Origin of the sequence: Paenarthrobacter sp. 4246 (assembly GCF_040546855.1) — a bacterium.
GTDB lineage: Bacteria > Actinomycetota > Actinomycetes > Actinomycetales > Micrococcaceae > Arthrobacter.
Genome location: NZ_JBEPOP010000002.1, coordinates 415,790 through 442,132, shown reverse-complemented (window position 1 = coordinate 442,132; position 26,343 = coordinate 415,790). Strand labels below are relative to the sequence as shown.

Annotated in this window: 23 protein-coding genes and 2 riboswitches; of the genes, 13 read left to right on the top strand and 10 right to left on the bottom strand. The window is 63.3% G+C overall.

Annotated features, from left to right (window positions below; all coding sequences use genetic code 11):
* Positions 1 to 3: 3 nt before the first annotated feature.
* Together ABIE35_RS04755 and ABIE35_RS04750 are read right to left on the bottom strand one after the other, a co-directional pair.
* Positions 4 to 2,469: a helicase-associated domain-containing protein gene (locus tag ABIE35_RS04755; RefSeq protein WP_354512825.1), complete on the bottom strand. Its 2,466-nt coding sequence runs from the start codon at positions 2,467 to 2,469 to the stop codon at positions 4 to 6.
* 69 nt (positions 2,470 to 2,538) lie between these two features.
* Positions 2,539 to 2,754 (bottom strand): hypothetical protein, encoded by a 216-nt coding sequence (locus ABIE35_RS04750; protein WP_354512823.1) that lies wholly within the window; start codon positions 2,752 to 2,754, stop codon positions 2,539 to 2,541.
* Positions 2,755 to 3,003: 249 nt separating this feature from the next.
* On the opposite strand from ABIE35_RS04750, the gene ABIE35_RS04745 reads away from it, so the two are divergent.
* The 3 genes from ABIE35_RS04745 to ABIE35_RS04735 are packed head-to-tail and all read left to right on the top strand — an operon-like array spanning position 3,004 to position 5,373.
* Positions 3,004 to 3,387 carry a cold-shock protein gene (locus ABIE35_RS04745; protein WP_089593906.1) on the top strand — a complete coding sequence of 128 codons (384 nt, stop codon included), beginning with the start codon at positions 3,004 to 3,006 and terminating at the stop codon, positions 3,385 to 3,387.
* An 8-nt stretch (positions 3,388 to 3,395) separates the two neighbouring features.
* Entirely contained in the window at positions 3,396 to 4,016 is a 621-nt protein-coding gene (locus ABIE35_RS04740) for a DUF3027 domain-containing protein (RefSeq protein ID WP_354512820.1), read from the top strand.
* A gap of 43 nt (positions 4,017 to 4,059) precedes the next feature.
* Positions 4,060 to 5,373, top strand: coding sequence for an MFS transporter (locus ABIE35_RS04735; RefSeq protein WP_354512818.1), 1,314 nt, complete (start codon positions 4,060 to 4,062; stop codon positions 5,371 to 5,373).
* Between the two features lie 83 nt (positions 5,374 to 5,456).
* Here ABIE35_RS04735 and serC read toward each other — a convergent pair whose 3' ends face one another.
* A complete protein-coding gene (gene serC, locus ABIE35_RS04730; RefSeq protein ID WP_354512816.1) occupies positions 5,457 to 6,587 on the bottom strand; it encodes a phosphoserine transaminase in 1,131 nt (376 codons plus the stop codon).
* A 293-nt stretch (positions 6,588 to 6,880) separates the two neighbouring features.
* Here serC and ABIE35_RS04725 point away from each other — a divergent pair, with 293 nt between their 5' ends.
* The 10 genes from ABIE35_RS04725 to ABIE35_RS04680 all read left to right on the top strand — a co-directional run bounded on the left by ABIE35_RS04725 (position 6,881) and on the right by ABIE35_RS04680 (position 20,263).
* Entirely contained in the window at positions 6,881 to 7,576 is a 696-nt protein-coding gene (locus ABIE35_RS04725; protein ID WP_089593910.1) for an iron-dependent transcriptional repressor DtxR, read from the top strand.
* Between the two features lie 210 nt (positions 7,577 to 7,786).
* A riboswitch (cyclic di-AMP (ydaO/yuaA leader) is annotated at positions 7,787 to 8,001 on the top strand.
* A gap of 4 nt (positions 8,002 to 8,005) precedes the next feature.
* Positions 8,006 to 8,836, top strand: a complete 831-nt coding sequence (locus ABIE35_RS04720; RefSeq protein ID WP_089593911.1) for a M23 family metallopeptidase — start codon at positions 8,006 to 8,008, stop codon at positions 8,834 to 8,836.
* Between the two features lie 146 nt (positions 8,837 to 8,982).
* Positions 8,983 to 9,143, top strand: a riboswitch (cyclic di-AMP (ydaO/yuaA leader).
* A 4-nt stretch (positions 9,144 to 9,147) separates the two neighbouring features.
* On the top strand, positions 9,148 to 9,894 hold the full coding sequence (locus ABIE35_RS04715; protein ID WP_354512813.1) for a C40 family peptidase: 747 nt from the start codon (positions 9,148 to 9,150) through the stop codon (positions 9,892 to 9,894).
* Between the two features lie 99 nt (positions 9,895 to 9,993).
* On the top strand, positions 9,994 to 10,767 hold the full coding sequence (locus tag ABIE35_RS04710; protein WP_354512811.1) for an NlpC/P60 family protein: 774 nt from the start codon (positions 9,994 to 9,996) through the stop codon (positions 10,765 to 10,767).
* Between the two features lie 253 nt (positions 10,768 to 11,020).
* Complete coding sequence (locus ABIE35_RS04705) at positions 11,021 to 11,521, top strand: HNH endonuclease (protein ID WP_011773756.1); 501 nt, start codon at positions 11,021 to 11,023, stop codon at positions 11,519 to 11,521.
* A gap of 42 nt (positions 11,522 to 11,563) precedes the next feature.
* Positions 11,564 to 12,469, top strand: coding sequence for an NTP transferase domain-containing protein (locus ABIE35_RS04700; RefSeq protein WP_354512809.1), 906 nt, complete (start codon positions 11,564 to 11,566; stop codon positions 12,467 to 12,469).
* Positions 12,466 to 13,824, top strand: coding sequence for a molybdopterin molybdotransferase MoeA (locus tag ABIE35_RS04695; protein ID WP_354512807.1), 1,359 nt, complete (start codon positions 12,466 to 12,468; stop codon positions 13,822 to 13,824). The genes ABIE35_RS04700 and ABIE35_RS04695 overlap by 4 nt, the downstream gene beginning before the upstream one ends.
* Positions 13,825 to 13,889: 65 nt before the next feature.
* A complete protein-coding gene (locus ABIE35_RS04690) occupies positions 13,890 to 16,196 on the top strand; it encodes an FdhF/YdeP family oxidoreductase (protein ID WP_354512805.1) in 2,307 nt (768 codons plus the stop codon).
* A 1-nt stretch (position 16,197) separates the two neighbouring features.
* A complete protein-coding gene (fdhD, locus tag ABIE35_RS04685) occupies positions 16,198 to 17,109 on the top strand; it encodes a formate dehydrogenase accessory sulfurtransferase FdhD (protein ID WP_354512804.1) in 912 nt (303 codons plus the stop codon).
* A gap of 124 nt (positions 17,110 to 17,233) precedes the next feature.
* Positions 17,234 to 20,263 carry an alpha-mannosidase gene (locus ABIE35_RS04680; protein WP_354512802.1) on the top strand — a complete coding sequence of 1,010 codons (3,030 nt, stop codon included), beginning with the start codon at positions 17,234 to 17,236 and terminating at the stop codon, positions 20,261 to 20,263.
* A gap of 78 nt (positions 20,264 to 20,341) precedes the next feature.
* Here ABIE35_RS04680 and ABIE35_RS04675 read toward each other — a convergent pair whose 3' ends face one another.
* The 7 genes from ABIE35_RS04675 to ABIE35_RS04645 form a co-directional block, all read right to left on the bottom strand.
* Positions 20,342 to 21,400 (bottom strand): hypothetical protein, encoded by a 1,059-nt coding sequence (locus ABIE35_RS04675; RefSeq protein ID WP_354512800.1) that lies wholly within the window; start codon positions 21,398 to 21,400, stop codon positions 20,342 to 20,344.
* 3 nt (positions 21,401 to 21,403) lie between these two features.
* Complete coding sequence (locus ABIE35_RS04670) at positions 21,404 to 22,312, bottom strand: hypothetical protein (protein ID WP_354512798.1); 909 nt, start codon at positions 22,310 to 22,312, stop codon at positions 21,404 to 21,406.
* A 14-nt stretch (positions 22,313 to 22,326) separates the two neighbouring features.
* Positions 22,327 to 23,121, bottom strand: a complete 795-nt coding sequence (locus ABIE35_RS04665) for an amino acid ABC transporter ATP-binding protein (RefSeq protein WP_354512796.1) — start codon at positions 23,119 to 23,121, stop codon at positions 22,327 to 22,329.
* Positions 23,108 to 23,767 carry an amino acid ABC transporter permease gene (locus tag ABIE35_RS04660; protein WP_311215077.1) on the bottom strand — a complete coding sequence of 220 codons (660 nt, stop codon included), beginning with the start codon at positions 23,765 to 23,767 and terminating at the stop codon, positions 23,108 to 23,110. Before ABIE35_RS04660 ends, ABIE35_RS04665 begins: the two co-directional genes overlap by 14 nt.
* A complete protein-coding gene (locus ABIE35_RS04655) occupies positions 23,768 to 24,583 on the bottom strand; it encodes an amino acid ABC transporter substrate-binding protein (protein ID WP_089593921.1) in 816 nt (271 codons plus the stop codon).
* A gap of 239 nt (positions 24,584 to 24,822) precedes the next feature.
* Positions 24,823 to 25,530 carry a hypothetical protein gene (locus ABIE35_RS04650; RefSeq protein WP_354512794.1) on the bottom strand — a complete coding sequence of 236 codons (708 nt, stop codon included), beginning with the start codon at positions 25,528 to 25,530 and terminating at the stop codon, positions 24,823 to 24,825.
* Positions 25,527 to 26,249, bottom strand: coding sequence for a hypothetical protein (locus ABIE35_RS04645; RefSeq protein ID WP_354513030.1), 723 nt, complete (start codon positions 26,247 to 26,249; stop codon positions 25,527 to 25,529). Before ABIE35_RS04645 ends, ABIE35_RS04650 begins: the two co-directional genes overlap by 4 nt.
* Positions 26,250 to 26,343 lie beyond the last annotated feature (94 nt).

Genomic DNA, 26,343 nt, shown 5'->3' with positions numbered 1-26,343 from the left:
TTTTCACGAGCGCAGTTCGCCTGCGGGTTCCACATCGATGATCCGGTGGATGGACAATACCCGTTCGGTGTCCTTCGCGGGGTCGAACACCCTGACACGTCCACCGGAGACGGATACAGGAACAACGGTTTCAGTGTTGGCATTCCCCAGGCTGTCCACCACATTCATGGTGACGGCCTGTTTGAGCCGGATGGCCGTTTGCAGGGTCTCCAGGCCAAGCTGCGTGGACGCTTCGCCCGCCGCTTCGGACCGCACTCCGCGGTGCTGCCGAAGGACCGACAACTGTGCATCAACGTCGTCGTCCGGGGGAGCCGTCCGCGGCGCGGTGTAGACAGGGCGGGCACTGCCCGGCACCGCTGTTGTCCGTTTGAAACGCATGACGGCGGGCTCGGCCTCTTGTACGGCAGGGGAAAGTCCCAGCTCGCGCAGTACGCGTGCAGTTTCGCGGGGGCTGGCTGAGGATGTCAGGACAGTCGGGGCGATACGCACCAGGCTCAGTGCCGACGTACGGGCCTCACGCAGCAAATCGGTGATGGCAGTTTCGTCATCGCTTTGGATGAAGCTGGCACTGGTGCCGATCCGCAAGCGGCCATGCCGGGACGCCGTGTCCTGGACAAGGTACGCCAAGGGCTGCGGCACGTCCGTGGCCGAGTGCTCCCGAAGGAATGCCAACAGCGATTCCGCATCCTGTCCGGCGTCGAGCGCCCTGCGGATGGTGGCAGCAGAGAAACGGTAGATGGACGCTGGACCCTGGCCCTCGGCGTCTGCCATCAACAGCAGTGTCTCACTCAGTTCCGGAGCCAGGTAGCCGGGGGCCACGGCGGTGAGGTCGGCCTGCAGGAGGATGTGGTTCACCGCGGCGGGCAAATGCTCGCCGAGGATGGTCATGGCCTGTTCGGGTTGGCCGTCGGCAATGGCCGCACCCAACTGTGTCAACGCACCAGAGCCCATCAGGCCCAGGAGCGTGGCTTCCTCAAGAATGCCGCGGACCAGTGAACTGAACCGCCGGGACATCCGCGGCTGCGACCATTCAGCCCGCTGAAGGACAGCCCTGGCATCCAGGACGGGCGCTTTGCCATCCGGCGCGGCGGCTTCCGCAGTGAGTTCATGCAGGATCTCGAGGACGCGTCGTCGGACCACCGGGGCATCAGGCCGCTGCGCTTCCGCGGACAACGCGTTGATGGTGGTACCGGCGGCGCCCTGATGGGAGGCCGACGACGCGGGACCGGTGAGCGGCTGGCCCACCAGAGAAGGTGCACGCTCGCTGGCCAGCCAGGCATTGACCAACCAAAGCCACTGTTCCTGCCGGGGGAGGTTGAGCCACTCCAGCGACGGCGGCTGCACCCACGTGGAGCTGTCCACGTCCAGGCGGAGCAGCCCGGCCATGGCGCATAACTCCAAGAGGACGGCGGTTTCATGGACACCCATACGGATGGACTCGGCAAGGCGCCGCAGTTCGCGCACCCCCACACCACCGCTCCGGAGGGTGGCCAGGGGTTGCTCCCGCACTGCAAACAGCAGTTCACCGGTCAGCCGCAGGAGCTCCGCGATGGCACCCATGGCAGCGTTGCGGCGCAGGGCAGCGCTGGTGTGGCCCAACTCAGGAACCGGTGGTGAGAGCGTGAAGTCATCCACAATGGCGCCGCCGCGAAGCGCAAGGCCCACACTGTGGGGCAGTTCCACGTGGCCGGCGTCCAAGGGGACCAGCAAGCCGCGCGCCAACAGCCAGTCAATAGGCCCGACGTCGTGACTTTCGTGGGTGACGGAGGCCCGCCGCTGGGCCTGGGGTACTGCGCCCATGGCCCAGCTGCCGAATTTATCCAAGAGGCCAACAGTCCGCTCCGGTGCCGTTGCCAGGATGGAGCGCAGGTTCTCCGGTGTGGAGGTCCAGCGCTGGAGCGCAAGGGCAGCATCCATGGGGGTGCTGGCAGGGTGGATGCCGGCACCGCTTTGGTGGAGTTCGGCGACCAACTGAACTACCCGCTGGGCAAAGGCCGGCTGCAGCCGCACCAGTTCCGTGTAGCTCCTGCCCAAGCCAGCCGGGTAAATGCCGATGACATCCTTGAGGCTGCCCACCGGAAGGTAGAAACGCTGGCGCGAGGAGGTGGTCGGTGAACCAGCGGGCGGATCCGCGCGATGGACGAGCGCCAGTTCCTGCAATTTGGCAAGGATCGGGTCCAGCGCAGAAAGAGTGGACCCGGCAATGACCTTCTTCAGGCCGGCTGCGGAGATGCTGTGGCCGGTATCGGCGTTGGTGCAGAGATGAAGTGTTTCAAGGACCTGCATCTCGGGCTTGTTCAGCCGTTCCAAGGCCCGCTGCACACTGACCCGGGCGCTCGCCCGGGCAGCCAGGGCAGCGAAGTCGGGGGCCATGGGGGAGATCAGGTCCGGTCGCGCAGCAAACAAGGCCCGCAGCGAATCGTCGCTGCGCGCTTCCAGTTCCTTGCTGAGCGCGCGAATGAGGGACATCAATCCAACGTTACCGCCCTCGGGGCGTTGCTGCCTGTCAGAAGGCGGGCCGTTTGCAGGTGGGAGGCGTTATTGCCGGCGGCGCTGGCGGACAGCGTCCAACACCAGGACCACTGCCAGCATGAACGCTACGGGCAAGCCGTAGAGGGCAGTCGACGTAATCCATACCGGGGCCGTTCCGCTGTTGTAAGCGATCACCATGACTGCGCCGACGGCGGCCAAGGAGGCCACCGCAATCATTGCGGCGATGATCATAAGGGGGCGGCGGTAACCCGGGGAAGTCATGTCCCCAACGCTAGCAGCAGCGCCGGAACGGGAGGTATTGCTGCGTCACTGCTGGCCTTTGGGGGCAGCTCCTGCCGTCTGTGATCGCGGCAAGATCGCGGCAAGGCGGGAATAGCGGGCCAGGCAGGATAACCTTGAAGGAACAGACCAACACGGACCGGGCTGTCACCCTCGATCCCGCAGAAACCTGCGGATGCGGTGTTTGGCCCGGCGTGTCTCCCACAGCAAGAAACGAAGAAGGTTGATTACGTGCCTACCGGCAAGGTCAAGTGGTATGACAAGGAAAAAGGCTTCGGATTCCTCGCGGCTGAGGACGGCCAGGAAGTTTTCCTGCCCAAGACGTCCCTGCCCGCGGGCGTAACGGAGCTCAAAGCTGGAACCCGAGTGGAGTTCGGCGTTGCCGACGGCCGCCGCGGAGCACAGGCGCTGGGGTTGCGCGTCCTGGAAAAGACGCCTTCCCTTGCCAAGGCCAAGCGGATGAACGCCAAGGACCTCGCCCCCATGGTGCAGGACCTTGTGACGGTTCTGGACAACCTTTCCGGTTCGTTGTCCTCCGGCAAATACCCGGACGGTAACAAGGCCAAGGCCATCAGCCTGGCGCTGCGCAAGGTTGCCGACGAGCTGGAAGCCTAGGACCGGCCATGACATCGGAATCCGCACAGGAAACAAAGGCCGGAGGGGACGCCCAGGCAAACCCTGCAGCCGGCCCTGACGCTGCCCGGGCTCCTGGCATCGGGGAAGCCCCCGCGCGGAAGCCGGTTGCGGACAAGCCGCGCGCCGGTTTGCCCGTGTGGCGCACCGGCAAGCCGGATGCCTTCCTCGCTGCAGCCGTCGATGTTGCCCGCGAGGCAGTGGAGGGCATTGCCAACCCTGGCGAAGTCGGGGCACACCTCGGTGCCAAGTCGGAGGGTGACCGTGTGGTGACCCACCTGTTTGAATCCAGGCTTGCGGGCTACGGCGGGTGGCAGTGGTACGCCGTGGTGACCCGCAACTCGCGGTCCAAGATCGTCACAGTGAGCGAACTTGGCCTGCTGCCCTCCGAGGACTCCATCCTGGCGCCCGAGTGGGTTCCGTGGGCCAAGCGTGTCCGTCCTGAGGACGAGACTCCGTTGGTGGAAGAAACCGTGGAGGACGTGACGGAAGAGTCCGTGCAGGCGGACGAAGACGAGGCTACTGAGCCCGCTGAGGATGCCGACGACGCGGACGAGTCTGACGATGACCACGACCCTGACGATGACCACGACGAAGCCGGGGCTGAATAAGCATTGCGGAAACCCGGGGTGACCAGAGTAGAGGCGGACGCTGATGTCCACCTTTAGGTCACTCGGAATCCTCAATTACCGCATCTGGTTCTTCGGTGCCCTCATCTCCAACATCGGCACATGGATGCAACGTACCGCGCAGGACTGGTTGGTCTTTGACCACCTGACCGCGCACGACGCCGGAGCCATGGGTATTACCTTGGCCCTCCAACTGGGTCCCCAACTGTTCCTTGCCCCCTGGGCGGGGCTGTTGGCCGACCGCTACAGCCGGCGGAAACTGCTCCTCATCACCCTGGTAGCCATGGCGCTCCTGAGCACGGGCCTGGGCATCCTGGTGTTGCTGGGGGTGGCTGAACTTTGGCACGTCTATGTCTTCGCGTTACTGCTGGGCATCGTGACGGCCCTGGACGCTCCTGTCCGACAGACTTTCGTCTCCGAGCTGGTTACCGACGAATACCTGCCCAACGCCGTGGCCCTCAACAGTGCATCCTTCAATGTGGCACGGATGATCGGACCTGCCGTATCGGGCGTGCTGACGGTGGTGGTGGGTCCCGGCTGGGTGTTCCTTATCAACACTGTGTCCTTTGTTGCCATGCTCTGGGCGCTGAAGCTCATTCCGGCGTCCTCGCTTCGAGTCCAGCCTCGGGCAGCCGCGGGTAAAGGGCGGATCCGCGAGGGCCTCCGCTACGTCCGGAACAGACCCGATATCCAGGTGGTCCTGGCAGCCGTCTTCATTGTGGGCACTTTTGGGCTCAACTTCCCCCTCTTCATTGCCGCAATGGTGGGCACCCAGTTCGGGATGGACGCTGGCGCCTTTGGACTGCTGAATTCGGTCATGGCGATCGGATCCGTGACGGGTGCCCTGCTGGCTGCCCGACGCGGTCGGCCCCGCCTGAGGCTGATCTTCATTGCCGCCGGTGGATTCGGGGTCGCCAGCGCGTTGGCGGCGCTGGCCCCCAACGCCATGCTGTTCGGGCTGGCCCTGGTTCCCTGCGGCCTGTTCGCGCTGACTCTGATCACCAGCGCCAACGGCTACGTGCAGTCCACCACCGAAGCTGTCATGCGCGGGCGGGTCATGTCCTTGTATATGGCCATCTTCATGGGTGGCACCCCCATAGGAGCGCCGCTTGTGGGGTGGGTGGCCAACGTTGGCGGGCCGCGGTGGGCCGTGGGCGTTGCAGCGTTGGCCGGCGTCAGCGCCGCCGTCGTGGGCTTGGCCTGGATCATTCGGGCAAAGCAGCTGCGGCTGCGTTTCGACCGCCGTGCCCGTGGCTTGCGCCATTTCCGGGTGGAGTCGTTGCTGGCCCGTCGGGTCACCGATGAGGACGACGACGGCGGCCCGGGGCCGTTTCGTTAAGCGGACACTTGAGGGCTGCGGCATTAAACGGCAGCGGCGCCGTCCGGGATATCCCAAACGACGCCGACTGACAGCCTGCGGTGCTACTTCTTCAGTTCGCCAACCACGTAGTCGATGCTGGCAAGGAGGGCGGAAACGTCGTCCGGTTCAATGGCGACAAACGTCGCGATGCGCAGCTGGTTGCGGCCGAGCTTGCGGTACGGCTCGGTGTCCACTACACCGTTGGCGCGCAGGACCTTGGCGATTGCTGCGGCATCAATGGTGTCATCGAAGTCGATGGTGGCGATGACGTTGGAGCGGTCTTCGGCGTTGGTGACGAACGGCGTCGCGTACTCCGAGGCCTCGGCCCAGGAGTAGATGCGGTTGGCGGAGTCCGCCGTGCGCTTGCTTGCGAAGTCCAGGCCACCGTTGCTGTTGAGCCACTGCACTTGGGCGTCCAGGGTGACCAACGTGGACAGGGACGGCGTGTTGTAGGTCTGGTTCAGCTTGGAGTTGTCGATGGCCGTCTGCAGGTCCAGGAAGTCCGGGATCCAGCGGCCGCTGGCCTTGATGCGTGCCGCACGCTCCAGTGCGGCGGGGGAGAAGAGGCCCAGCCAGAGACCACCGTCGGAGGCAAAGTTCTTCTGCGGGGCGAAGTAGTAGACGTCGGACTCGGCGACGTCGACATCCAGCCCGCCGGCAGCAGATGTGGCGTCCACCAGGATCAAGGAGCCTTCGTCGGCCCCCTGGACCCGCTTGACCGGAGCGGCTACACCCGTGGAGGTCTCATTCTGGGGCCAGGCGTAAACGTCAACGCCGGCTTCGGCCTCCGACACCGGGCGGGTGCCAGGCTCGGCCTTGATGATCGAGGAAGCATCAAGGAAAGGCGCCTTGTTGGTGGCAGCAGCGAACTTCGAACCGAACTCACCGAACGAGAGGTGCTGTGCTTTCTTCTCCACCAGTCCGAATGCAGCGACATCCCAGAAGGCCGTGGAACCGCCGACGCCGAGGACAACTTCATATCCTTCGGGCGCACGGAAGAACTGGCCGAGGCCTTCCCGGACCGAACCCACAAGGTTCTTGACCGGAGCTTGGCGGTGGGACGTGCCAAGGATGGTGGACGACGCGGCAGACAGGGCCTCGATCTGTTCCGGGCGGACCTTGGACGGTCCTGCGCCGAAGCGTCCGTCCTTGGGCAGCAGATCGGCGGGAATGGTGATGCTGTTGTCGCTCACGTGGCGCTCCAATGGGTGTCGGCTAGAGATGGGAGGTGGCATGGGGCAGCAACTGCCCCTTCGACACCCCCAATTCTGCCTGACACGGCCCAAGCGCAGGAACCTGTGGCCGTCATAGTCCGCCACGTGGAACGCCGGTGAACCATATGCGACCGGAATTATCCAGAGTAATTCCAAATAAGCTAGGCTGGTGGTTGGCGTTCATGGGGCGGCGGTGCACACCGTCCACCCGGCAAGGGACGCGGTACGGTGGAGATTACGCAAGGAACTGCGTTCGAGGAGAGCTGAGCTGGATGACGGATCTGATCGATACCACTGAGATGTATCTTCGGACCATTTTGGAGCTTGAAGAAGAAAACATTGTGGCTCTCAGGGCCCGCATCGCCGAGCGGCTGCGGCACTCCGGACCCACTGTTTCCCAGACCATCGGACGCATGGAGCGCGATGGTCTGGTGATTGTTTCCAACGACCGTCACCTGGAACTGACCGAAGTGGGGCGGAAGCGCGCCACCGAGGTGATGCGAAAGCACCGCCTCGCCGAGCGTCTCCTGGCTGATGTCATTGGCTTGGACTGGGCCTACGTCCACGACGAAGCCTGTCGCTGGGAACACGTGATGAGCGAGCGTGTGGAGCGCCGGCTGTACGAACTCCTGGAGCACCCCACCGAATCCCCGTATGGCAACCCCATCCCGGGCCTCGAAGCCCTCGGTGGCCTTGCCAGCCAGCCGTTCCCCCGCCTCGATGTCAACCTCCTGCAGGCCATGGACGGCTACGCGCCGAATTCCCGCGTAGCGGTCACCCGCCTTGCGGAGCCCATCCAGGTTGAGCCTGAACTCCTTACCCAGTTGGACGAGGGCGGTATCCGCCCGGGCGCGGCCGTCTCATTGGAGCGTGTAGGTGAGTACATCTCCGTCCGGGTCCCCGGCATTGAGGGTGCATTGGAACTTCCGCCCGAGGTGGCTGCGCACGTCTTCGTCTCCGTCGGCTGACGCCCCTTCGCTTCACGCGGTGTCATATCTCACTTTTGGGATTCCGGCGCGCGCGTGACCTGCGGTTTTTCAGGATTAGTGATAAGGGGCGCCCGCGCCACGCCTGTTCCTGTTGATAACGAATTTATTACTGCGGGCCTTAATCGCCTATAGTTATCTACTAGCGCTGATACCAAAGTGTTACCTGTTCCGGAGCCGAGCTCTGCCAGCGGAACAGGTGTGCCATCCACCACTGGCAGAGGCGGGGGAACCACAAGCGGCTGTCTAAAGAAGCAGCCTTGGGGTGAAGTCCGCAGCAGAAGTGCCCATTGACGCAAGTCCCTCCTGGGATACCTGTGTGCCGTGAGCGCTTCGTGCGGACCGGGTCTTTGAACTCTCTGACCCGAATCCGACAGCTAACTTCGCAGGCTTTTTAGAGAGGAATAGAGTTTGACAACGCAGAACGTCAGGGGCCGCCGCCGCGCGTCCGGCCCCGCTGCTGAGCTGCGGCCAGCCCGCGTCGTATCGGAGATCCGGCCACGCGACACCGAACGCCAGGTGCGTCGCCGTAAGAGCCCGTTGCGCCAGGTTGCCGACTTCGCCGCAGCCAGTGGCGTAGGGCAAAAGGCCGGAGTTGCGCTTGCCGCCACCGGACTTGCCCTGACTGTCGGTCTGCCGGCCACCAGCCCGGTAATGGCCACTTCGGAATCCGGCCAGACCGAGTCGGCCCTGGCCGTCACCGGTGGCAGCCAGCCCGAGGTTTCCGCCGCTGCATCAGCCAAGATCGACTTCAGCCGTGCCGCGGTAGCCACCGCCGCAGACCCCGACGGCAAGCTGAAGCAGTTGCTCAGTGCGCAGTCCGCCGACAGCATCCAGCGCGCCTCGTCCACGGGCACCATGGCCAGCCCCTTGGACACCCTGACTACGGCTTCCCCGTTCGGCTACCGCATCAGCCCCCTCACGGGTGGTTCCGGTGACTTCCACCGCGGCCAGGACTTTGTGGCCCAGTGCGGCACCGCCGTCCATGCCGCGGCCAGTGGCAAAGTCACCTTTGCCGGATGGCACGAGTACGGCGGAGGCAACCGCGTGGTGGTAGACCACGGCAACGGCCTTGAGACCACGTACAACCACCTGTCGTCCTTCACCGTCAAAGTAGGCCAGACGGTCAGCCGCGGCGACACTGTAGCGCTGAGCGGCACCACGGGCGCCTCCACCGGCTGCCACCTCCACTTTGAAGTACAGGTCAACGGTGAAGTCGTTGACCCCATGGGCTGGCTCTAAGTCCAGTTGATGGTTGTCTCTCGCATTCGTGACACGCCCCGTGACCTGAATGTGACATTCGCGTTCAACTGTTGTACCGTACAAAGCGCATCGGCTTTTTAGGGGGCCGGTGCACTTGAGTGGATTGCCTAGCTCTGCCACCACTCGAGGTCCGTTCGCATAAATCGTCTGGCAGGGGCGGGGGAACCACTTCTGGTCTTCGCAAGAAGGCCTTGGGGTTAAGTCGCAAAGCTTCCTTGAAGCAGCGTGGCCGGATGACTCCCATCCGAATCCGACAGCTCACCTCGCAGGCATTGGGAGAGGCTACCTACGTGTCATCACGCACTACCCCTGCGCGCCACCGCGCCGAATCGGTTCGTACGAACCCTTTGAACACGCTTTCCAAGGCTGTTTCATCCAACGCCGGTACAGTTGGCCGCCAGGCCGTCGTCCTGGCAGCAGCCTCAGGCCTCGTCCTCAGTGTCGGTCTTCCGGCCCAGGCAGCGGACACCGACGTTTCCAAGTCGGAAGCCTCCAGCACCCAGCAGATGGTCACCACTGCGGTAGTCACCGCAGAGCCCACCGCCACCGTTTCCTTCGAAAGCCCTGTAGTGGCCACCAAGGAAGCTCCCAAGGTTGTCCAGCGCGCTTCGCAGACCACCCAGCGCACCGCGGCCAATGGCAACCAGACCACCGCAGGCGCTGTGACGGCGAAGTCGTCCGAAGCCAAGGACACTGCTTCCAGCGCCGCCGCTTCCGGCCTCGCCGCGATCGCCTACACCGGAATCGGACACCCCTACGTTTGGGGCGGCACCACGCCCAACGGATGGGACTGCTCCGGCTTCACCCAGTGGGTCTACGCCCAAGCCGGCATCAGCATCCCGCGCGTCAACGCCTGGACGGCCATGAAGCCCACCAGCACTCCTGCCCCCGGTGACCTGGTCATGCAGAACGGCGGAGCCCACGTAGGCATCTACGTTGGCAACGGCATGATGATCAGCGCCTTGAACCCGGGACAGGGCACGCTCCTGCACTCGGCTGCCTCCACGGGCACCTCCTCCTTCTTTACCCTCCGCTAGAAACAATCCGGTTCGGGGTTCGCCAGCATGCCCCCAAGTGCTGGCGCGCCAATGAGCCGCGTGTACCCCAACTACACGCGGATACGAAAAGAGAAAACCATGACCAGTGCATCCAAGGTTGCACGGCATCGCGCTGAGGCCCCCAAGACCAGCTCGCTTGCCGTGATCGCCAAGGCCGTCAGTGAAAACGCCGGCGGCGTAGGCCGCCAGGCGGCTGTTATTGCCGCAGCTTCAGGCCTGGTCCTGACCGGCAGTGTTGCTGCCAACGCCGCCGACACCACGGTGGACCGTGAGTCCACCTCGACGTCCACCCTTGACATCCAGTCGGTAGTCCAGGCCACCATTGCTGCGGACTCTACCGTTGCCATCTCCTACGAGCGTCCCGTGGTCACCACGGTGCAGGCTCCGGCTCCTGTAGAAAAGAAGGCTCCTGCGAAGGCAGAAACCAAGAAGGCAACGGAAAGCACGGCAACTGCCGGCAACTCAACGCTGGCCGTCAACACGGCGGCTCCTGCGGCAAAGGCTCCGGCCGCCGCAAGTGGCCTTGGTGCTGCAATCGCCGCTGCCGCCTACGCGCAACTCGGCGTCACCCAGGACTGCACCATGCTGGTGACCAACTCCCTGGCAGCAGTTGGCATCAACTTCCACGACTGGCCGGCCGGCTACCTCTCCCTCGGCCGTACGGTCAGCGCAGCGGAAGCGAAGCCCGGCGACCTCGCCTATTACGCCAACGGCGGTCTGGCCGGACAGGCCCACATCGCTGTATACGTCGGCAACGGCCAGGCAGTCCACGGTGGATGGAACGGATCCACCACGGCACTGTTCAGCGTCAACGTGGGCTCCGGCCCCGTTTTCATTCGCGTCAACGGCTGATCCAGCCTCTGGTTTTCACAGCAACACCCCGCAGGCTCCGGCCGGCGGGGTGTTCTGCTTTATGAGAAAGGATTTCGCTCCAGCCCCCTTAACCTCGAATGAACTCTTGACGACACTGCACGGGAAACGACGGAAAAATTCGTTGATACGGCATATGAGTGCTTACCCTTATCTTGTCGATCCACAGCCCGTACAAGCAGAGGGCAGCCGGCCCTCGTGCCCCTGACGGGTGCGGCCGTGAAGAGGTACGTGCATGCGCACACTCGTTCTGAATGCTGGATATGAACCGCTGGCGGTAATAACATTCCGCCGGGCGCTGGTCCTTGTGTTGACCGGGAAAGCTAGCGTAGTGGCCGAAGGCGACGAGCCTGTCGTCGGGCCACAGGAAGTACTCGGACGTCCATCCGTGATTCTTCTCAACCGCTACATCCGTCCCCGGTACAACAGGATTACCGCCGTGAGCCGACGCGGGGTACTTCGCCGCGACGGTCACCGCTGCGCCTACTGCGGGAAAACAGCCCACACCATAGACCATGTCCACCCCAAGTCCAGGGGCGGCGCGGATTCCTGGGAAAACCTGGTTGCGGCGTGTTTGAAATGCAACAACGCCAAGAGCGACCATACGTTGGCTGAAATGGGTTGGAAGCTCCGTTTCAAACCTGGCGTGCCCCAGGGAACCATGTGGCAGATCAAGGAACTCGAGAAACCTGCGCCGGACTGGGACCCGTTCCTGTTGCCGGAATCCGCTGCCTGATCGATTTCTGCTGAACTCCTGCTGCCCCGGTAATCTGGGCGGATGGAGTTCAATGCCGTGATTCTGGCGGGTGGCAGGGCCACCCGCCTCGGTGGCGTGCCCAAGCCATCGCTGACGTACGACGGCGAGACGCTCCTTTCGCGTGCCCTGCAGGCGGCCCGGGGTGCCTCTGCTGTGGTGGTGGTAGGTCCTGATGCTTCAGGAACGGGCGGTGAGCCGTTGCCGGTCGAGGTGCTGCGGGCACGGGAGGAACCGGCATTTGCTGGTCCGGCCGCGGCCATTGCTGCTGGGTTGGTTGCGCTGGAGGGCCGCGGTGCGGGCGTTCCGTGGACGTTGATTCTCGCCTGCGATATGCCCCATGCTGCCCGTGGAGTTTCCCATCTGTGGGAAGCGCTGGCAGCCCACCCCGAAGCGGAGGGGGCCATGGCAGTGTCCGGCGACGGACGGAAGCAACCGCTCCTGGGGGTCTACAACACCGGGGCCCTGGACCGCGAAGTGGCCGTAGCTTGCCAAGGTTCCGGGTTAACGGACTCTTCAGTGTTCCGCCTGCTTGCTAGGCTGAACCTGCTGGACGTTGCTGTCCCCGCAGGATCCACGGATGACGTGGATACATGGGAGGACGCTGCGGCCCTGGGCATTGACTACAAGTTGGAGGCGGACGTGAAGAGCCAGGAAGAGACGCTCGAGGAATGGTGCCGCACACTGCTGCAGGCCTTCGAGCTTGAAGGCGTTGAAGTGGACGTCAATGAAGTGCTCGCCGTTGCTGGAGTGGCCGCGCATTCAGTGGTGCGCCCGGCAGCTCCCTTGACCACCTTCATTGCCGGGTACGCGGCAGGCATGGCCCGTGGCATCGGCCAGGCAAGCGATGACGCGTCCATGAACGCCGCCTTGGAACTGGCCCGAAAGGTTGCCAAGGAGTACTCGGAGTCCGAGGCTGACGCCGAATGACGGAGGCCCCCGCCGAGGGCCATCACGCGGCACATACCTGGCAGGAGGCCCGGCAGCGAGCATTCGATAGTGCCGTTCCCATCCCTCCGGCTCCCGTGCCGCTCAAGTCAGCCCTCGGCCGCACCCTGGCTGCCGATGTCCGGGCAGCGCAGGACATGCCGCACTATGCTTCCTCAGCCATGGATGGGTGGGCCGTCAACGGAAGTGGTCCATGGATCCTCAGCGAACCGGGCCAGAGGCTTGCCCCCCACCAGGCAAGTCCCATTGTGACGGGTGGGCTGGTTCCGCCGGGCGCCAAGGCAGTACTTCGCAGCGAGAGCGGTGTCATGACCACCGACGACGACGGCCTTCCTGTCCTTGCGCTGGGCGGAACCGCCAAACCCGGCGAACCCCGCAACGGCCAGCACATCCGCAAAGCCGCAGAAGAGGCAGCGGCGGGGGAGGTGTTGCTTACTGCCGGGACTGTGCTCAATCCGGCCCACATCGCTTTGGCTGCGCTGGCTGGCCTGGACCAGTTGGAGGTCCTCGGCAAGCCGCTGGTCAGGTTTCTGCTGACGGGCTCGGAGGTTGTGGCACAAGGGGTTCCGCTGCCCGGACAAGTGCGTGATACTTTCGGCCCGCAATTGGGCGCTGTGGTGGAGCTCCTGGGTGGCATCGCAGGGGAGCAGCTCAGGGTGGGCGACACCTATGAAGAGTGGATTTCCGCGCTCCAGGACACCGAGCCGGCCCTGGACGAACTCGCGGCAGATGACCCTCACCAAGAATCTGAACCCCCGGCAGACGTCGTCATCACTACCGGCGGGACCGGTCGCTCCGGGACTGACCACTTCAGGCGGGCCGTTGCTGAACTTGGTGGCCGGCTGTTGATCGACGGCATCGCCATGCGCCCCGGTCATCCTGCCGTGCTGGCTGAACTGCCCGATGGCCGGTTTGTGCTGGGCCTGCCGGGAAATCCACTTGCCGCGATGATGGCGTTGTTGACGGTGGGTGCACCATTGCTGGCGGCTTTGGGTCATCGGCAGCTGGACGGGGTAGGTGAAGTTCCTTGCGGCGCTATGATCGACGCGGATCCCGGCCGGACCCGCCTGATGCCGTTCAAGCTGGTGTACGGCCTGGCATCGCCGGCGCAGCACACGGGCCCCGGGATGATGCGGGGCCTGGCCGGCGCGGACGGGATCATGGTGGTTCCACCCCACGGAGTTCAACTGGGCGAGCTGGTCCCCGCGTTTGCCTTGCCGTGGGGCAAACCGTTGCCCGCGCCCAAGTCCGCGGATGACAAGCCTCGCAAGGCCCCGGCGCGGCAGGCAAAGAAGGCTCCCTCCGGCCCAGTGGACTGGAGCGCGCTGGACGCCTGAACGCTGGACTCCGGAGCACCGCAGCCAACCAGGTAAGGGTGCTCACAAAGTGCAATGATGGACTCATGAACAGGCATGCTCCCGAACAGGACATCAATGAAGATGACCTGCAAATCCACCCGCCCAAACAAGCCGCTGCAGGCCTCAAAGCTGTCACGGTGGCACTTGAACGCGGTTACGCCCAGGCCGGAGTGGCCCGGACGGTCCGTTCCATGCTCAGGGTCAACCAGCACGACGGCTTCGATTGCCCGGGATGTGCTTGGCCCGAATCCATCACCGGCCGGCGCAGCCCCGCCGAGTTCTGCGAGAACGGCGCCAAGGCGATTGCCGAGGAAAGTACCACCCGCACTGTGGGCGCGGAATTCTGGGCGAAACACTCCCTGGCTGACCTTGAAGACAAGACTGAATACTGGCTGGGGAGCCAGGGAAGGTTGTCCGAGCCCGTGGTCATCAAGCCCGGGGACACCCACTATTCACCCATCAGCTGGACCGAGGCCTTCGCCCTGATCGGCGAGCATATCAACGCCACCACGCCGGACAGATGCGTTTTCTACACGTCCGGCCGGACGGCCAACGAGACCGCCTTCATGTATCAGTTGTTCGCTCGGAGCCTGGGCACAAATAACCTGCCCGACTGCTCCAACATGTGCCATGAATCCTCCGGCAGCGCCCTGAACCCCACCATCGGAATCGGCAAGGGCACGGTCTCGCTGGAGGATATCCACCACGCCGAACTGGTCCTGGTGGTGGGACAGAATCCGGGAACCAACCATCCCCGGATGCTGTCCGCACTGCGGGATTGCAAGAACAACGGTGGGAAGATCGTGGCCGTCAACCCGCTCCCCGAGGCAGGCCTTCTGAACTTCAAGGACCCGCAGTCCCTCAACGGCGTCATTGGCGGTGGCACCACCATCGCGGACGAATTCCTGCAGATCAAGGTCGGTGGCGACCTCGCGCTGTTCCAGGCGCTGGGCCACCTGCTCTTGGAGGAAGAGCAGCGCAACCCGGGCACCGTCGTCGACCATTCCTTTATTGCGGCGCAGACCGAAGGGTTTGCCGCGTACAAGGAAGCACGTTCAGTCCTGGACTGGGAAGAGACCGAGCGGGCCACCGGCCTGACGCGTGCAGAGATCACCAAGGCCGCGGAAATGATGGCCGCATCCAAGGCCACCATCATTTGTTGGGCCCTGGGACTGACCCAGCAGCCACACTCGGTGGATACCTTGCGCGAGATCATCAACCTGCTGCTGCTTCAAGGGAACTTCGGCAAGCGTGGTGCCGGAGCCTGCCCCGTCCGCGGACACTCCAATGTGCAGGGCGACCGCACCATGGGGATTTGGGAGAAACCCAAGGAGTCGTTCCTGGCTGCGTTGGACAAGGAATTCGGCTTCCACATGCCGCGCGACCACGGCTATGACTCCGTGGAGACCCAACACGCCCTGGAAAAGGGCGAAGTGGATGTTTTCGTCTCCATGGGTGGGAACTTCGCTGCGGCCGGCTCGGACACGGCAGCCTTGGAAGAAGGGTTGAAGAGGGCAGGGCTGACGGTCCACATCTCCACCAAACCCAACCGTGCCCATGTGGTCCACGGCAAGACCTCCCTGATCCTGCCCACCCTGGGCCGGACCGACACCGACGACAAACACCCCAAGGGCAAGCAGTTCCTGTCCGTGGAAGACTCCATGTCCGTCATTCACAAGACGCAGGGGAGGTTGGAGCCGGTCTCTGAGCACCTCCTGAGTGAGCCAGTGATCGTAGCCCGGATGGCGCAGGCCACCCTGGGCGATGACCACAGCGTGGACTGGCGGTCAATGGCCGAGGACTACGACGTGATCCGGGACCACATCTCCAGGGTTATTCCGGGTTTTGAAGACTTCAACGCCCGGGTTCGGACCAAGAACGGCTTCGTGCTGCCCAACCCGCCCCGGGACACGCGAACCTTCGCCACGGACATCGGCAAGGGGCGTTTCTCCGTGCGGCCGCTTGAGTACCTCGAAGCTCCGCCGGGCCACCTGATCCTACAGACTGTCCGTAGCCATGATCAGTACAACACCACGTTCTACGGTTTGGATGACCGGTATCGCGGTGTCTCGGAGGGGCGGCGAGTCATCCTGGTCCACCCGGATGACCTGACGGAACTGGGCTTCGAGGACCGGGACCTGGTGGATGTCATCTCCACCTTCGCGGGAACGGAACGGCGAGCCGACAGGTTCCGCCTCATCGGGTACCCCACGGCCAAGGGCTGCGCCGCGGCGTACTTCCCGGAGGCCAACGCCCTGGTCCACCGTGAACTGGTGGCCAGGGAATCCAACACCCCCGGCTATAAAGCCATGACGGTTCACTTCGTCAAGCATGTGGAGAACGGAGCCTGATATGGGACGCGTGACCCAGCGCCGCAAGGTGCATAAGTTTGTCCTGGACGGCTCACCGCAAGCGCTGGAGCATCCTGTCCGATATAAGGAAGACGTCTTGGCAGTGGAGGAGCCCCTGGAGATCCGCTTGGGGGAGATGTCCTTCTCAGTGACCATGAGGACCCCCGGAGACGACTTCGACCTCGTGGCGGGATTCCTCGTCTCGGAAGGGATCATCTGGGAGCCTGCACAACTGATCTCTGAGCGATTCTGCGCGGGGGAGAACGAAGACGGTGTGCAGACCTTCAACGTGGTGGACGCCCAACTCAGGCCGGACGTGGTGCGGCCCGATACCGGCCGGAACGTCTACACCTCCAGTTCTTGTGGAATCTGCGGCACGGACTCCATCGAGGCGGTCCGCAAGTCCTCCCATCACAGTCCGCGCCAGGACAACGTCAAGGTTCCGGTCCGCGCCTTGGCTGCCCTGCCGGACCGTCTCCGGGAGGCGCAGGCGGTCTTTGACAAGACGGGCGGTGTGCACGCTGCCGGACTCTTCCGGATTCACGACGACGGAACCACCGAGCTGCTCTGCCTGCGGGAAGATGTTGGCAGGCACAACGCGGTGGACAAGGTAGTGGGCTGGGCATTGCGGGCGGGGATGCTGCCGCTCAGTGGGACAGTCCTCCAGGTGTCAGGCAGGGCGTCCTTTGAACTGGTCCAGAAGGCCGCCATGGCGGGCATTCCCGTGCTGTCCGCGGTCAGCGCACCTTCAAGCCTCGCAGCCGAACTGGCAGAAGAAACGGGGATCACGCTGGCAGGGTTCAGCCGTGGGCATAGCCTCAATGTCTACGCCGGGCGGGACAGAATCCTCGCAGAACCGGCCCCGGCAGGAGCGCTGTCCGTAGGGGATAGCCGTCAATCACTTGGCTATTAGGCTGGAACAAAGTAGATTTTATCCATCGATTGGAAGCGCGGCGAACCCAGAATCGCCGTCCGAACCTGCACCCCTGGTGCGTGTACCAAGCGTGAAACCCAGCTAAAGCCCAAAGGGGAATTAATTGCACGACGACCGCCGGATCACTGAACAGCGCCTCGATCGATTCGTTCGGGAACGCATTCTTCCGGCCATTTACGGCAGAGCCATACCGCTGCAGCTCAGCAGCTGGGATGTTCCCGGCGAGCCCGTACCGGCGGCAGAGGCCGTGCGCCAGCTCTTCACCCCGCAGGAGCACGGCGCCCTGTGGGGAAAGGCCTGGAGCACCAAGTGGCTCCACCTGCAGGGTGAAGTCCCGCAGGACTGGGGTATGGCCGAATCCATGTCAGTGGAAATCATTGTGGACCTCGGTTTCAACAGCGATGTCCCCGGGTTCCAGTGCGAAGGCACTGCCTGGCGCGCCGATGGCAGCATCATCAAGGCGATCTCGCCCCGGAACTATCACGTCCCCGTCAAGTTGCTCGGCGGCGGACACTCCGTGGACTTCTATGTTGAAGCTGCAGCGAACCCGGACGTTGCCCAAGGGTGGTCCTTTGCTCCCACTCCGCTGGGAGACAAAGCTACGTCTGGCGACGAGCCCCGGTACCGACTGGGCCGCATCGCCATGGCAGAGTTGAACGAGACGGTGTGGGAACTCAACCAGGACATCTGGACGCTGAGCGGACTCATGCATGAACTTCCCATGGAACTTCCCCGCCGCCATGAAATCCTGCGGGCGCTGGAACGGATGCTGGACATCATGGACCCGGACGACGTCGCCGGAACTGCTGCCGCCGGTCGCGAAGCGCTGAAGGAAGTGCTGGGCCGGCCCGCCTATGCTTCCGCCCACCAGCTCCTGGCTACGGGCCATGCCCACATCGACTCCGCATGGTTGTGGCCCGTTCGCGAGACCATCCGTAAATGTGCCCGGACGTTCTCCAACGTGGTGGCACTCATGGACGAGGATCCTGACTTTGTCTTCTCCTGCTCCTCGGCCCAGCAGATGGCGTGGATCAAGGAGTACTTCCCTGAGCTCTTTGTCCGGATCCGGGAGAAGGTCAAGGCCGGCCAGTTCATCCCCGTGGGTGGCATGTGGGTGGAATCGGACACCAACATGCCCGGTGGCGAGGCCATGGCCCGCCAGTTTGTTGAGGGCAAAAGCTTCTTCCTGAAGGAATTCGACGTCGAATGCCAGGAGGCCTGGCTGCCGGACTCCTTCGGCTACTCCGGTGCCATCCCGCAGATCGTGAAAGAGGCCGGTTCCCGTTGGTTCCTGACGCAGAAGATTTCCTGGAACAAGGTCAACCGGATGCCGCACCATACCTTCACTTGGGAGGGCATTGACGGAACCCGGCTGTTCACGCATTTCCCGCCGGTGGATACGTACAACGCTGAACTGCACGGCCGCGAACTGGCTCACGCAGAACGCAACTACCGCGACCACGGCCGGGGAACCATGTCCCTGGTGCCTTTCGGTTATGGCGACGGCGGTGGCGGACCTACGCGTGAGATGGTGGCCGCGGCGCACCGCACTGCAGACCTTGAAGGGTCGCCAAAGGTCCGGATGGGCACAGCCAAAGACTTCTTCACCAAGGCCGAGGCGGAGTACACCAAGCTGCCGGTCTGGGTGGGTGAGATGTACCTGGAAATGCACCGCGGAACTTACACCAGCCAAGCCAAGACCAAGCGTGGCAATCGCCGCAGCGAACATCTGCTGCGCGAGGCCGAACTGTGGTGCTCCACCGCCGCCGTCCGTCTGGGCGCGGACTACACATATCCCCAGGCCGAGCTGAAGCGGCTCTGGCAACTGGTGCTCCTGCAGCAGTTCCACGACATCCTGCCGGGCAGCTCCATCGCCTGGGTCCACCAGGACGCCGAGCGCAACTATGAGGCCATTTCCCGTGACCTTGAGGCCATCATCAGCCATGCCGCCCAGGCTCTTGTGGGGACTGGCAGCACGAGCTACCTGCTCAACGCAGCCCCGCATTCGCGCAGCGGCGTGCAGGCTCTGGCAATAGCCGAAGCCAAGGGGCCCGGCGACGATGTCAAGGTGGAGGAATCCGGCGACGGCTTCGTGCTGGACAACGGCATCATTCGTGCAGTTCTGGACGAAAACGGCCTGCTGACCTCCTTGGTGGACCATGCCGGCGGCCGCGACGCCATAGCCCCCGGGCAGCCCGGCAACCTGCTGGAGTTGTTCCGGGATACCCCCAACGAATGGGACGCGTGGGACATCGAGGAGTTCTATCGCCGGAACGTCACCCAGCTGACCCAAGCGGACACCCTCGACCTCGAGCGCACGCCGCTTGGCGCCGTCGTGGTGGTCCAGCGGAAGGTGGGCGCCTCCACCATCACCCAGCGCATCACGCTCGACGCCGGTGCAAAGTCCCTGGGGATCGCCACCACGGTGGACTGGCAGGAACGCGAAAAGATGCTGAAGATCGCCTTCCCACTGGACGTGAGGGCGGATCGTTCGGCGTCCGAGACGCAGTTCGGCCACGTGTTCCGGCCGACCCACACCAACACGTCCTGGGAAGCCGCAAAGTTCGAAATTTGCGCGCACCGCTGGATCCATGTCGCAGAGCCAGGCTATGGAGTTGCCGTCAGCAACTCCTCCAGCTACGGACACGACGTCACCAGGGCGGTCCGCACCGATGGCGGAACCACGACGACGGTCCGCACCTCGCTGCTGCGCTCGGCCCGGTTCCCGGACCCTGAAGCAGACAGGGGAGAGCACACCCTGGAGGTTTCCATCAGGCCCGGTGCTGGAATCGCCGACGCCGTGGAAGAGGGCTACCGCACCAACCTGAAGCCACGGTTCGTGACCGGTGGGCACTCCGTGGAGCCACTGGTTTCGGTGTCGAACCCGGCCATTGTGGTGGAAGCCGTGAAACTGGCGGAGGACGGATCGGGCGACGTGATCGTCCGGCTCTACGAATCGCTGGGGGAGCGTTCAGCTGCCACGGTAAGGCCCGGATTCGTGGCAATTGGCGCAACTGCCACCGACCTGCTGGAACGCATGGCAGAGGCGCCTGGAGTGACTGTGGGGGAACGCTCGGAGGTAGAGCTGGTGTTAAGGCCGTTCCAACTGGTGACCCTGCGCTTCACGCGCTGACCCGGTGCACAGCAGAACGCCGGCGGCCTTGCACAGGAAATCCTGCAAGGCCGCCGGCGTTTTGTGTTGCCGGTGTGGTTATTCGACCAATTCGACGTCCACCGCGTCTTTCATAATCTGAACCCGCAGGGGGATCACGGAGTCGTAGCTCTTGATTTCAGCCGCGATTTTCTTCGTGAAGACTTCCTCCACCAAGAGGGGCATGTCTTTGACGCCCGACAGGTAGCGCTTGGCTGCAAAGTCGAACTCCGACCTGTTGTTCCTGATCCGGGTGTTGAGGACCTTGAGCTCGTCGGCAATCTTGAGGAATTCCTCTTCGGAAGCATTGCGCGCGGTGGCTTCGTCGACCTTTTGGGCCATCTGATCCTTGATCTTCACGAATTCGTTGTAGTTTTCTTCGGACTTTGCGGTGATCTCGGCGTTTGATTCAAGCTGGGCGATCCGGTTGTCCAACGTGCGGGCAAACTCGACGTAGGCCACGTTCTTGGATTGCTTGAGCTGGCCCACCGCTTCCCGGCAGGGACCCGCAGCTTGCCCGAGCAGTGTTTGGCGTTCCCGGAGGGTGGCAGCCTTGGAGCCAACAAACAAGCCGTTGCAGCCGGCTCCGTCCTCCCTGAAGAGACCTTCGAACTGAGGGTATGACTCCACCAGGCCCTCCATGTGGTCAACGAAGCCCTGGTAGGACTCTTCGAGTTGCTCCACGGCGATTCCGATCCCGTCGTCACCGGATTTGTGGGCCGCCTTTACCTTTTCCAGCGCCGCCCGGGCGTCCTTGGCTGCCTGGTGGAACTCATCGCGCTCTTTGGCGGAGTTCTTCTCTGCCTCTTCCTGGGAGGCAGGGGCGTTCCGGGCTTTCTTATACGCGGCCAGGTAGGCATTTGCCGCGGGTTGAAGCTTGCCCCGTGCGTCCACCAACGCTGTGAGGTTGCCGTCCTTCAGGGTCTGCAGGTCCTCCTTGCGTTGCTGCCCGGAGAAGTGCGCCACAGCCACCACAGCTGACACGGCAATGATGACCAGGACAACAGCACTGGAAATGAGTACGAGTGCAAGCCTGCGTTTCCTGGGGGTGGGCTGCTGGCTGGGAGTGGGTTCCGGCATGGGTGCGGGCGGCTGATGGGGGCCGGGTTGAATCGTCATGGCCTATTTTCCGTCCTTGCCGGCAGCATCAAACTGGTCAGTGCGTTTCTTGAGAACACTTTCAAACGCTTTGTTGGAGTCATTGGCGTTGGTGACCAGCTGGTTGTACTTCTCCTTCGCGGAGCTCTCATACGTGGTTTCGGCCTTGGCCAAAGCATCATTGATGTCCAGCATGGCCACGCCGGCCAGGGTCCGCTTGGCGAGCCGCTCAAGATCGTCCTTGGCGTCCAGGACTTCCTGCTGCTTGTCCCGCTGCCCGCGGATAACGCCTTCAACAGCGGTCAGAAGTTCGGTAGTTTCGGCATCCGTGCCGTCCTTGGCCGTGGCAATTGCTGCCAGGCAGGCGTCGGCACCCTTAACGTAATCCTCGGAATACGACTCCGCGCCGACGTTCAAGGTTGAATGCAGCGGCGCGCAGGGACCGCCAATGGACTCATTGATGTTTGAGGTGTTGATCACCAACTGGTCGTTGAAGGAGATCACGGCACTGTACTGCTCCTTGAAGCGGTTGTAGGCCTCGCCGATTTCCTGTTCCTGTACGGCCGGCGATGATCCCATCCGATCCAGCCGGTCCAGGTTGGTCCGGGTTTCGCGTTTAAGTCGTTCGCCATCCCGGTTGAGGACCTGGTCCTTTTCCTGCTGCCCGGCCTTCTCGGTCATCACATTCGAGTAGCGGAGTGAAAACTGGTTGAACAATGGATCGTAGAGATTCATCGAGTTGTCCAGTATTGCCCGTTCCTTGTCCAGGCGGACAACATCTGCACGCTGAACGCCTGCCGGGCGGGAGAGAGCAAACCACGTGCCAAGCCCTCCAGCCACAACAGCGACGGCAACAACTGCGGCGATGATGACGGCACGCCGGGACTTCCTGCGGCCCGGATCGGCTGCTGTATCCAAAGTGTTTTCCCCCATTTTCCTTGAGTCTCCTAGACGTCGTGCTGGAGCCGTTTCACAAAAAGCTTGGTCCGTTCCTGCGTGGGCGCACGCAGGACCTCGGCGGCAGGGCCCCGTTCAACCACCACGCCGCCGTCCATGAAGATGACCTCGTCCGCTACGTGCTGGGCGAAGGCGAGCTCGTGGGTCACGATCACCATCGTCCAGCCTTCCTCGGCGAGCTCCTTGATGACACCCAGGACCTCACCCACCAGTTCCGGGTCCAACGCAGAGGTGGGTTCGTCGAACAGCAGCAGTTGGGGCTTGAGCGCCAGCGCCCTGACGATGCCTACGCGTTGCTGCTGGCCGCCGGAGAGTTCAAAGGGGTAGGCGTCCCGTTTATCTGCCAGGCCCACGCGTTCCAAGAGCCGTTCCGCCTCCGCGATGGCCTCCGCCCGTGGCCTCTTCTGGACCTGGATGGGGCCCTCGGTGATGTTCTTCAGGACCGTCATGTGCGGGAACAGGTTGTAGTGCTGGAAGACCATGGCGCTCCGGTCACGCAAGGCGGCAAGGTCCTTCTTGCCGACCTTCGCGCCGAAGTCGATGGCGAGTTCCCCGCCGCCGTCGCTGTCCCCGAAGGTGACTGTGCCGCCGTCGGGAATTTCAAGGCCGTTAAGCGACCGCAGGACGGTGGTCTTCCCGGATCCCGATGGCCCGATCAGGGCCACCACCTGGCCGCGGCGGATATCGACGTCGATGTCCCGCAACACCACGTTGCTGCCGAATGCCTTGGCAAGGTTCCGGGCCTTCAGGACCGACGTGGAGTGTGACTCGTTAGTGGGCGACATAGCGGTCCAATCTCCTTTCCACGGCGGACTGCGCCGTGGAAAGGACCAGGCAAATAACCCAGTACACCAGGGCGGCCTGCAGGTACAGGGCCATGAACTCCTGGCTGAAAGCAGCGATCTGCTGGGCATTGCGGAACAGTTCGGTCACCAGGATCAAAGACGCCAGAGAGGTGTCCTTCACCAGCGATATGAAGGTATTGGACAACGGGGGAACGGATACCCGGGCTGCCTGGGGGAGGATGATGCGCACCAGGGTCTGCGGCCTGGACATGCCGATGGTGTGGCCGGCTTCCCATTGGCCCTTGGGCACCGACAGGATGGCTGCCCTGATGATCTCGGCTGCGTAACCGCCCACGTTCAACGAGAACGCGATGATGGCACTCGGCCAGGGATCAAGCCGGATGCCAATGCTGGGGAGGCCGAAGAAAATGACAAACAGCTGTACCAGCAGGGGGGTGCCACGGATGACGGAGACATAGAACCGGCCGATTCCGGACAGCAGCCAGTTGGGGCTCAGCCGCATCAGGGCCACCACCAGGGCGAGCACAAGGCCGAAGGCGAAGGAGGCGAGCGTCAGCGGTATGGTCCCCGTGACGGCGCCGGTGATGAGCGGGCCGAAGGAACTCCAGATGAGGTCCCAGTTCATCTATTTGGTGACGTCCGCGCCGAAGTACTTTTCGGAAATCTTTGCCATGGTTCCATCTGCCTGGAGGTCGGCCAGGGCCTTGTCCACGGCCGCCGTGAGCTCCGTTGAACCCTTGCGGAAGACGAACGCGCTTTCGGTCTTGTCCGGTGCCTCCGCAGCAACCTTCAGGCCCGAGTCCGGGGTGTTCTTGGCGTAGTCCAGGTAGGTCAATTTGTCATTCACCGTCGCGTCCACGCGGCCCTGCTGGACCAGCGTGGCGGACTGTGCCCACCCTTCCACTGCCTGCACATTGGCGCCGGCTTCCACGGCCATTTTGTAGAAGTTGCTGGTCAGCGACTGGGCGGTGGTCTTGCCCTTGAGGTCTGCGAAGCTGTTGATGCCGGTGTTGTCCGACTTGGTCACTACAACGCCTGTGGAGATGGTGTAGGGGGTGGAGAACTCGTACTTGGCCTTGCGTTCGTCATTGATGGAAATCTGGTTGGCAATGGTGTCGAAACGCTTGGAGTCCAGGCCGGCGAAGATGCCATCGAACTGCGTTTCCTGGAACGTTGCCTTCACGCCGAGCTTTCCGGCCACAGCCTGGGCGATCTCGACATCGAAACCTGTGAGATCCCCGGCGCCTTCCGCATGGAAGCTGAAGGGGCGGTACGTGCCCTCGGTGGCGATGACCAACTCACCCTTGGACTTGACGTCCGAAAGAGAGGTGTCTCCGCCTGACTGAGCGGGAGTTGAACCCCCACCGCACGCTGTGAGCACAAGGGCGGCCGAGGCCAGAGTGGCGGCAATGACTGAGCGGCGGGTGCGAAGGCTGTTCATGGAGCCATCTTAGCCACCGTAAGGAGCCTTGCTGGGTGTGGGGCTGCTGATGCCCGCAACAGGGGCGTTAAAAAGGCTGAGTGGGGGCGGTCCCCAACAGCCCGCCACCACTCATCCCCCCAATTGTGATCGCATGGGCGCCACATCCACCGGAAACCCGTTCTCTGATTCCGGTGTCAGGCTGCAGCCGTGTTCACACATTCATGATTGTGCCACGATCTAATGCTTTTGTGAAAGTCTTACGCTGCGAGACGTTGTTTTCTTCGCGAATAGGCCTTGGAGAACCAGATTCCGGCCAGGCCAATGCACGTGGACATGGCTGCCGAGTAGTTGATGAGGACCCTCAGCCAGGCCTCCGAAAAGGGGATCAACGGGAAAAGCTGGGACAGCAGGAGCAAGCTCAAACCCAGGAGCAGCAACGCCGAAGCAACCCGGAGCAGCACAGGAGCCGCGCTCACCACGGTCCGCCAGATCGCGGGCACCAGGCAGGCCGCAACGAAGCCTGGGTAGAAGCGCCCCATGAACGCATAGGCCTCAAGCGACGGTCCCCACGTCAGTCCGCTCATGCCCGCTGAGGACCCTCGCGTGTCCGTGATGACGAAGAAGTAGACGGTAAGGATTGCCACGATGGCCCCGACAGAAAGACCAACGGGACCACGGATGGCACGGACGGCGGATGGCGAACCGAACGCGGTGGCGATCTTGATGCCCATGAGGAAGAACGTGGCATACAGGAGGAAGCGCAGGACCAGGTTGCCGATGTTGATTCCGCCAAGCCAGCCGTCAAGGACCAGGTAAGGCGCTTCGATGCTGATGAAAATGCTCAACGAGATCAGGGAGAAGATGTAGAACACCACACGGTTCTCGCCCCGCAATGCGCTGGGGATCCGTGCAACCGTGACAGCCAGGCATACAACCAGCGTCACCCAAGGCAGGACAGCCGTCATCCTAGGTTCTCCCAAATTCTTTCGGTACGTTCGTGATCTTGTTCCTGGCGCTTCAAGGTCTTGCCCAGGGCCAGGAGTCGTTCGCCGGCCAGGGTCACCAGCGAGCTTTGGGTCATTCGGTCCAGGGCTTCCCGGCGGGCATGCGGTGGCCACCCCGCCTCGGCTTCGGTGATCAGACCACCAGCGACCAGTCCTCCGGCAGGTCCGACGCCGGCAGCACGGGAAGTGGCGATGGCCAGTTCCGGCGGCAGCCTGTTGGCCGTCAGATGGGCCGAGAAGTTCTGCGGCGCAATCCCGGTGGCTTCGCTGACCCGGTGCCGCAACTCGCCGTCGTCGATCGCGTCTACCCAGTTCCGCACCGACGTAGGGTGCGGAGGTTCAGAAAGCAGGGCCGCAGGGGCAGTGCTTGGCTCGCTGCGTTCCACCACTGCCCGCAGCAGATCGATCGTGGCGACCTGGCTGACCAGTTCGCAGGGCGTCGGCGGCACCGGGCCGCCCCTGAGATCGGCGTAAAGGTCAAACGTGGACAGGGCCTGCACCGGATCCACCTGGAATCCGCGGCTGATGCTTACCAGCGTGGACTCGGCAACCTTGCCACGGACCAGTTGCTGGGCCAGGGTTGTCCGTTTGATGCCGGCGATCCTGCAGACATCAGCCGTGCTGGCATCGGGCGCGACGCCGTGAAGCCAGCGCTGGAACGCCTTGGACGGTAAGGGCATGGGGAACTTTCCGGGACGGGTCGCGGGTGAGGACATGAGAACGCCGTAAGTGGGAGTACGAAACGATTTTACGCCGACGCCACATTGAATTATG

Coding starts and splice junctions, on each gene's coding strand:
- ABIE35_RS04755 (WP_354512825.1), bottom strand. CDS start 2,469: ATGTCCCTCATTCGCGCGCTCAGCAAGGAACTGGAAGCGCGCAGCGAC.
- ABIE35_RS04700 (WP_354512809.1), top strand. CDS start 11,564: ATGGAGTTCAATGCCGTGATTCTGGCGGGTGGCAGGGCCACCCGCCTC.
- ABIE35_RS04705 (WP_011773756.1), top strand. CDS start 11,021: ATGCGCACACTCGTTCTGAATGCTGGATATGAACCGCTGGCGGTAATA.
- ABIE35_RS04655 (WP_089593921.1), bottom strand. CDS start 24,583: ATGAACAGCCTTCGCACCCGCCGCTCAGTCATTGCCGCCACTCTGGCC.
- ABIE35_RS04750 (WP_354512823.1), bottom strand. CDS start 2,754: ATGACTTCCCCGGGTTACCGCCGCCCCCTTATGATCATCGCCGCAATG.
- ABIE35_RS04665 (WP_354512796.1), bottom strand. CDS start 23,121: ATGTCGCCCACTAACGAGTCACACTCCACGTCGGTCCTGAAGGCCCGG.
- ABIE35_RS04725 (WP_089593910.1), top strand. CDS start 6,881: ATGACGGATCTGATCGATACCACTGAGATGTATCTTCGGACCATTTTG.
- ABIE35_RS04740 (WP_354512820.1), top strand. CDS start 3,396: ATGACATCGGAATCCGCACAGGAAACAAAGGCCGGAGGGGACGCCCAG.
- ABIE35_RS04675 (WP_354512800.1), bottom strand. CDS start 21,400: ATGACGATTCAACCCGGCCCCCATCAGCCGCCCGCACCCATGCCGGAA.
- fdhD (WP_354512804.1), top strand. CDS start 16,198: ATGGGACGCGTGACCCAGCGCCGCAAGGTGCATAAGTTTGTCCTGGAC.
- ABIE35_RS04690 (WP_354512805.1), top strand. CDS start 13,890: ATGAACAGGCATGCTCCCGAACAGGACATCAATGAAGATGACCTGCAA.
- ABIE35_RS04710 (WP_354512811.1), top strand. CDS start 9,994: ATGACCAGTGCATCCAAGGTTGCACGGCATCGCGCTGAGGCCCCCAAG.
- ABIE35_RS04660 (WP_311215077.1), bottom strand. CDS start 23,767: ATGAACTGGGACCTCATCTGGAGTTCCTTCGGCCCGCTCATCACCGGC.
- ABIE35_RS04650 (WP_354512794.1), bottom strand. CDS start 25,530: ATGACGGCTGTCCTGCCTTGGGTGACGCTGGTTGTATGCCTGGCTGTC.
- ABIE35_RS04645 (WP_354513030.1), bottom strand. CDS start 26,249: ATGCCCTTACCGTCCAAGGCGTTCCAGCGCTGGCTTCACGGCGTCGCG.
- ABIE35_RS04695 (WP_354512807.1), top strand. CDS start 12,466: ATGACGGAGGCCCCCGCCGAGGGCCATCACGCGGCACATACCTGGCAG.
- ABIE35_RS04735 (WP_354512818.1), top strand. CDS start 4,060: ATGTCCACCTTTAGGTCACTCGGAATCCTCAATTACCGCATCTGGTTC.
- ABIE35_RS04670 (WP_354512798.1), bottom strand. CDS start 22,312: ATGGGGGAAAACACTTTGGATACAGCAGCCGATCCGGGCCGCAGGAAG.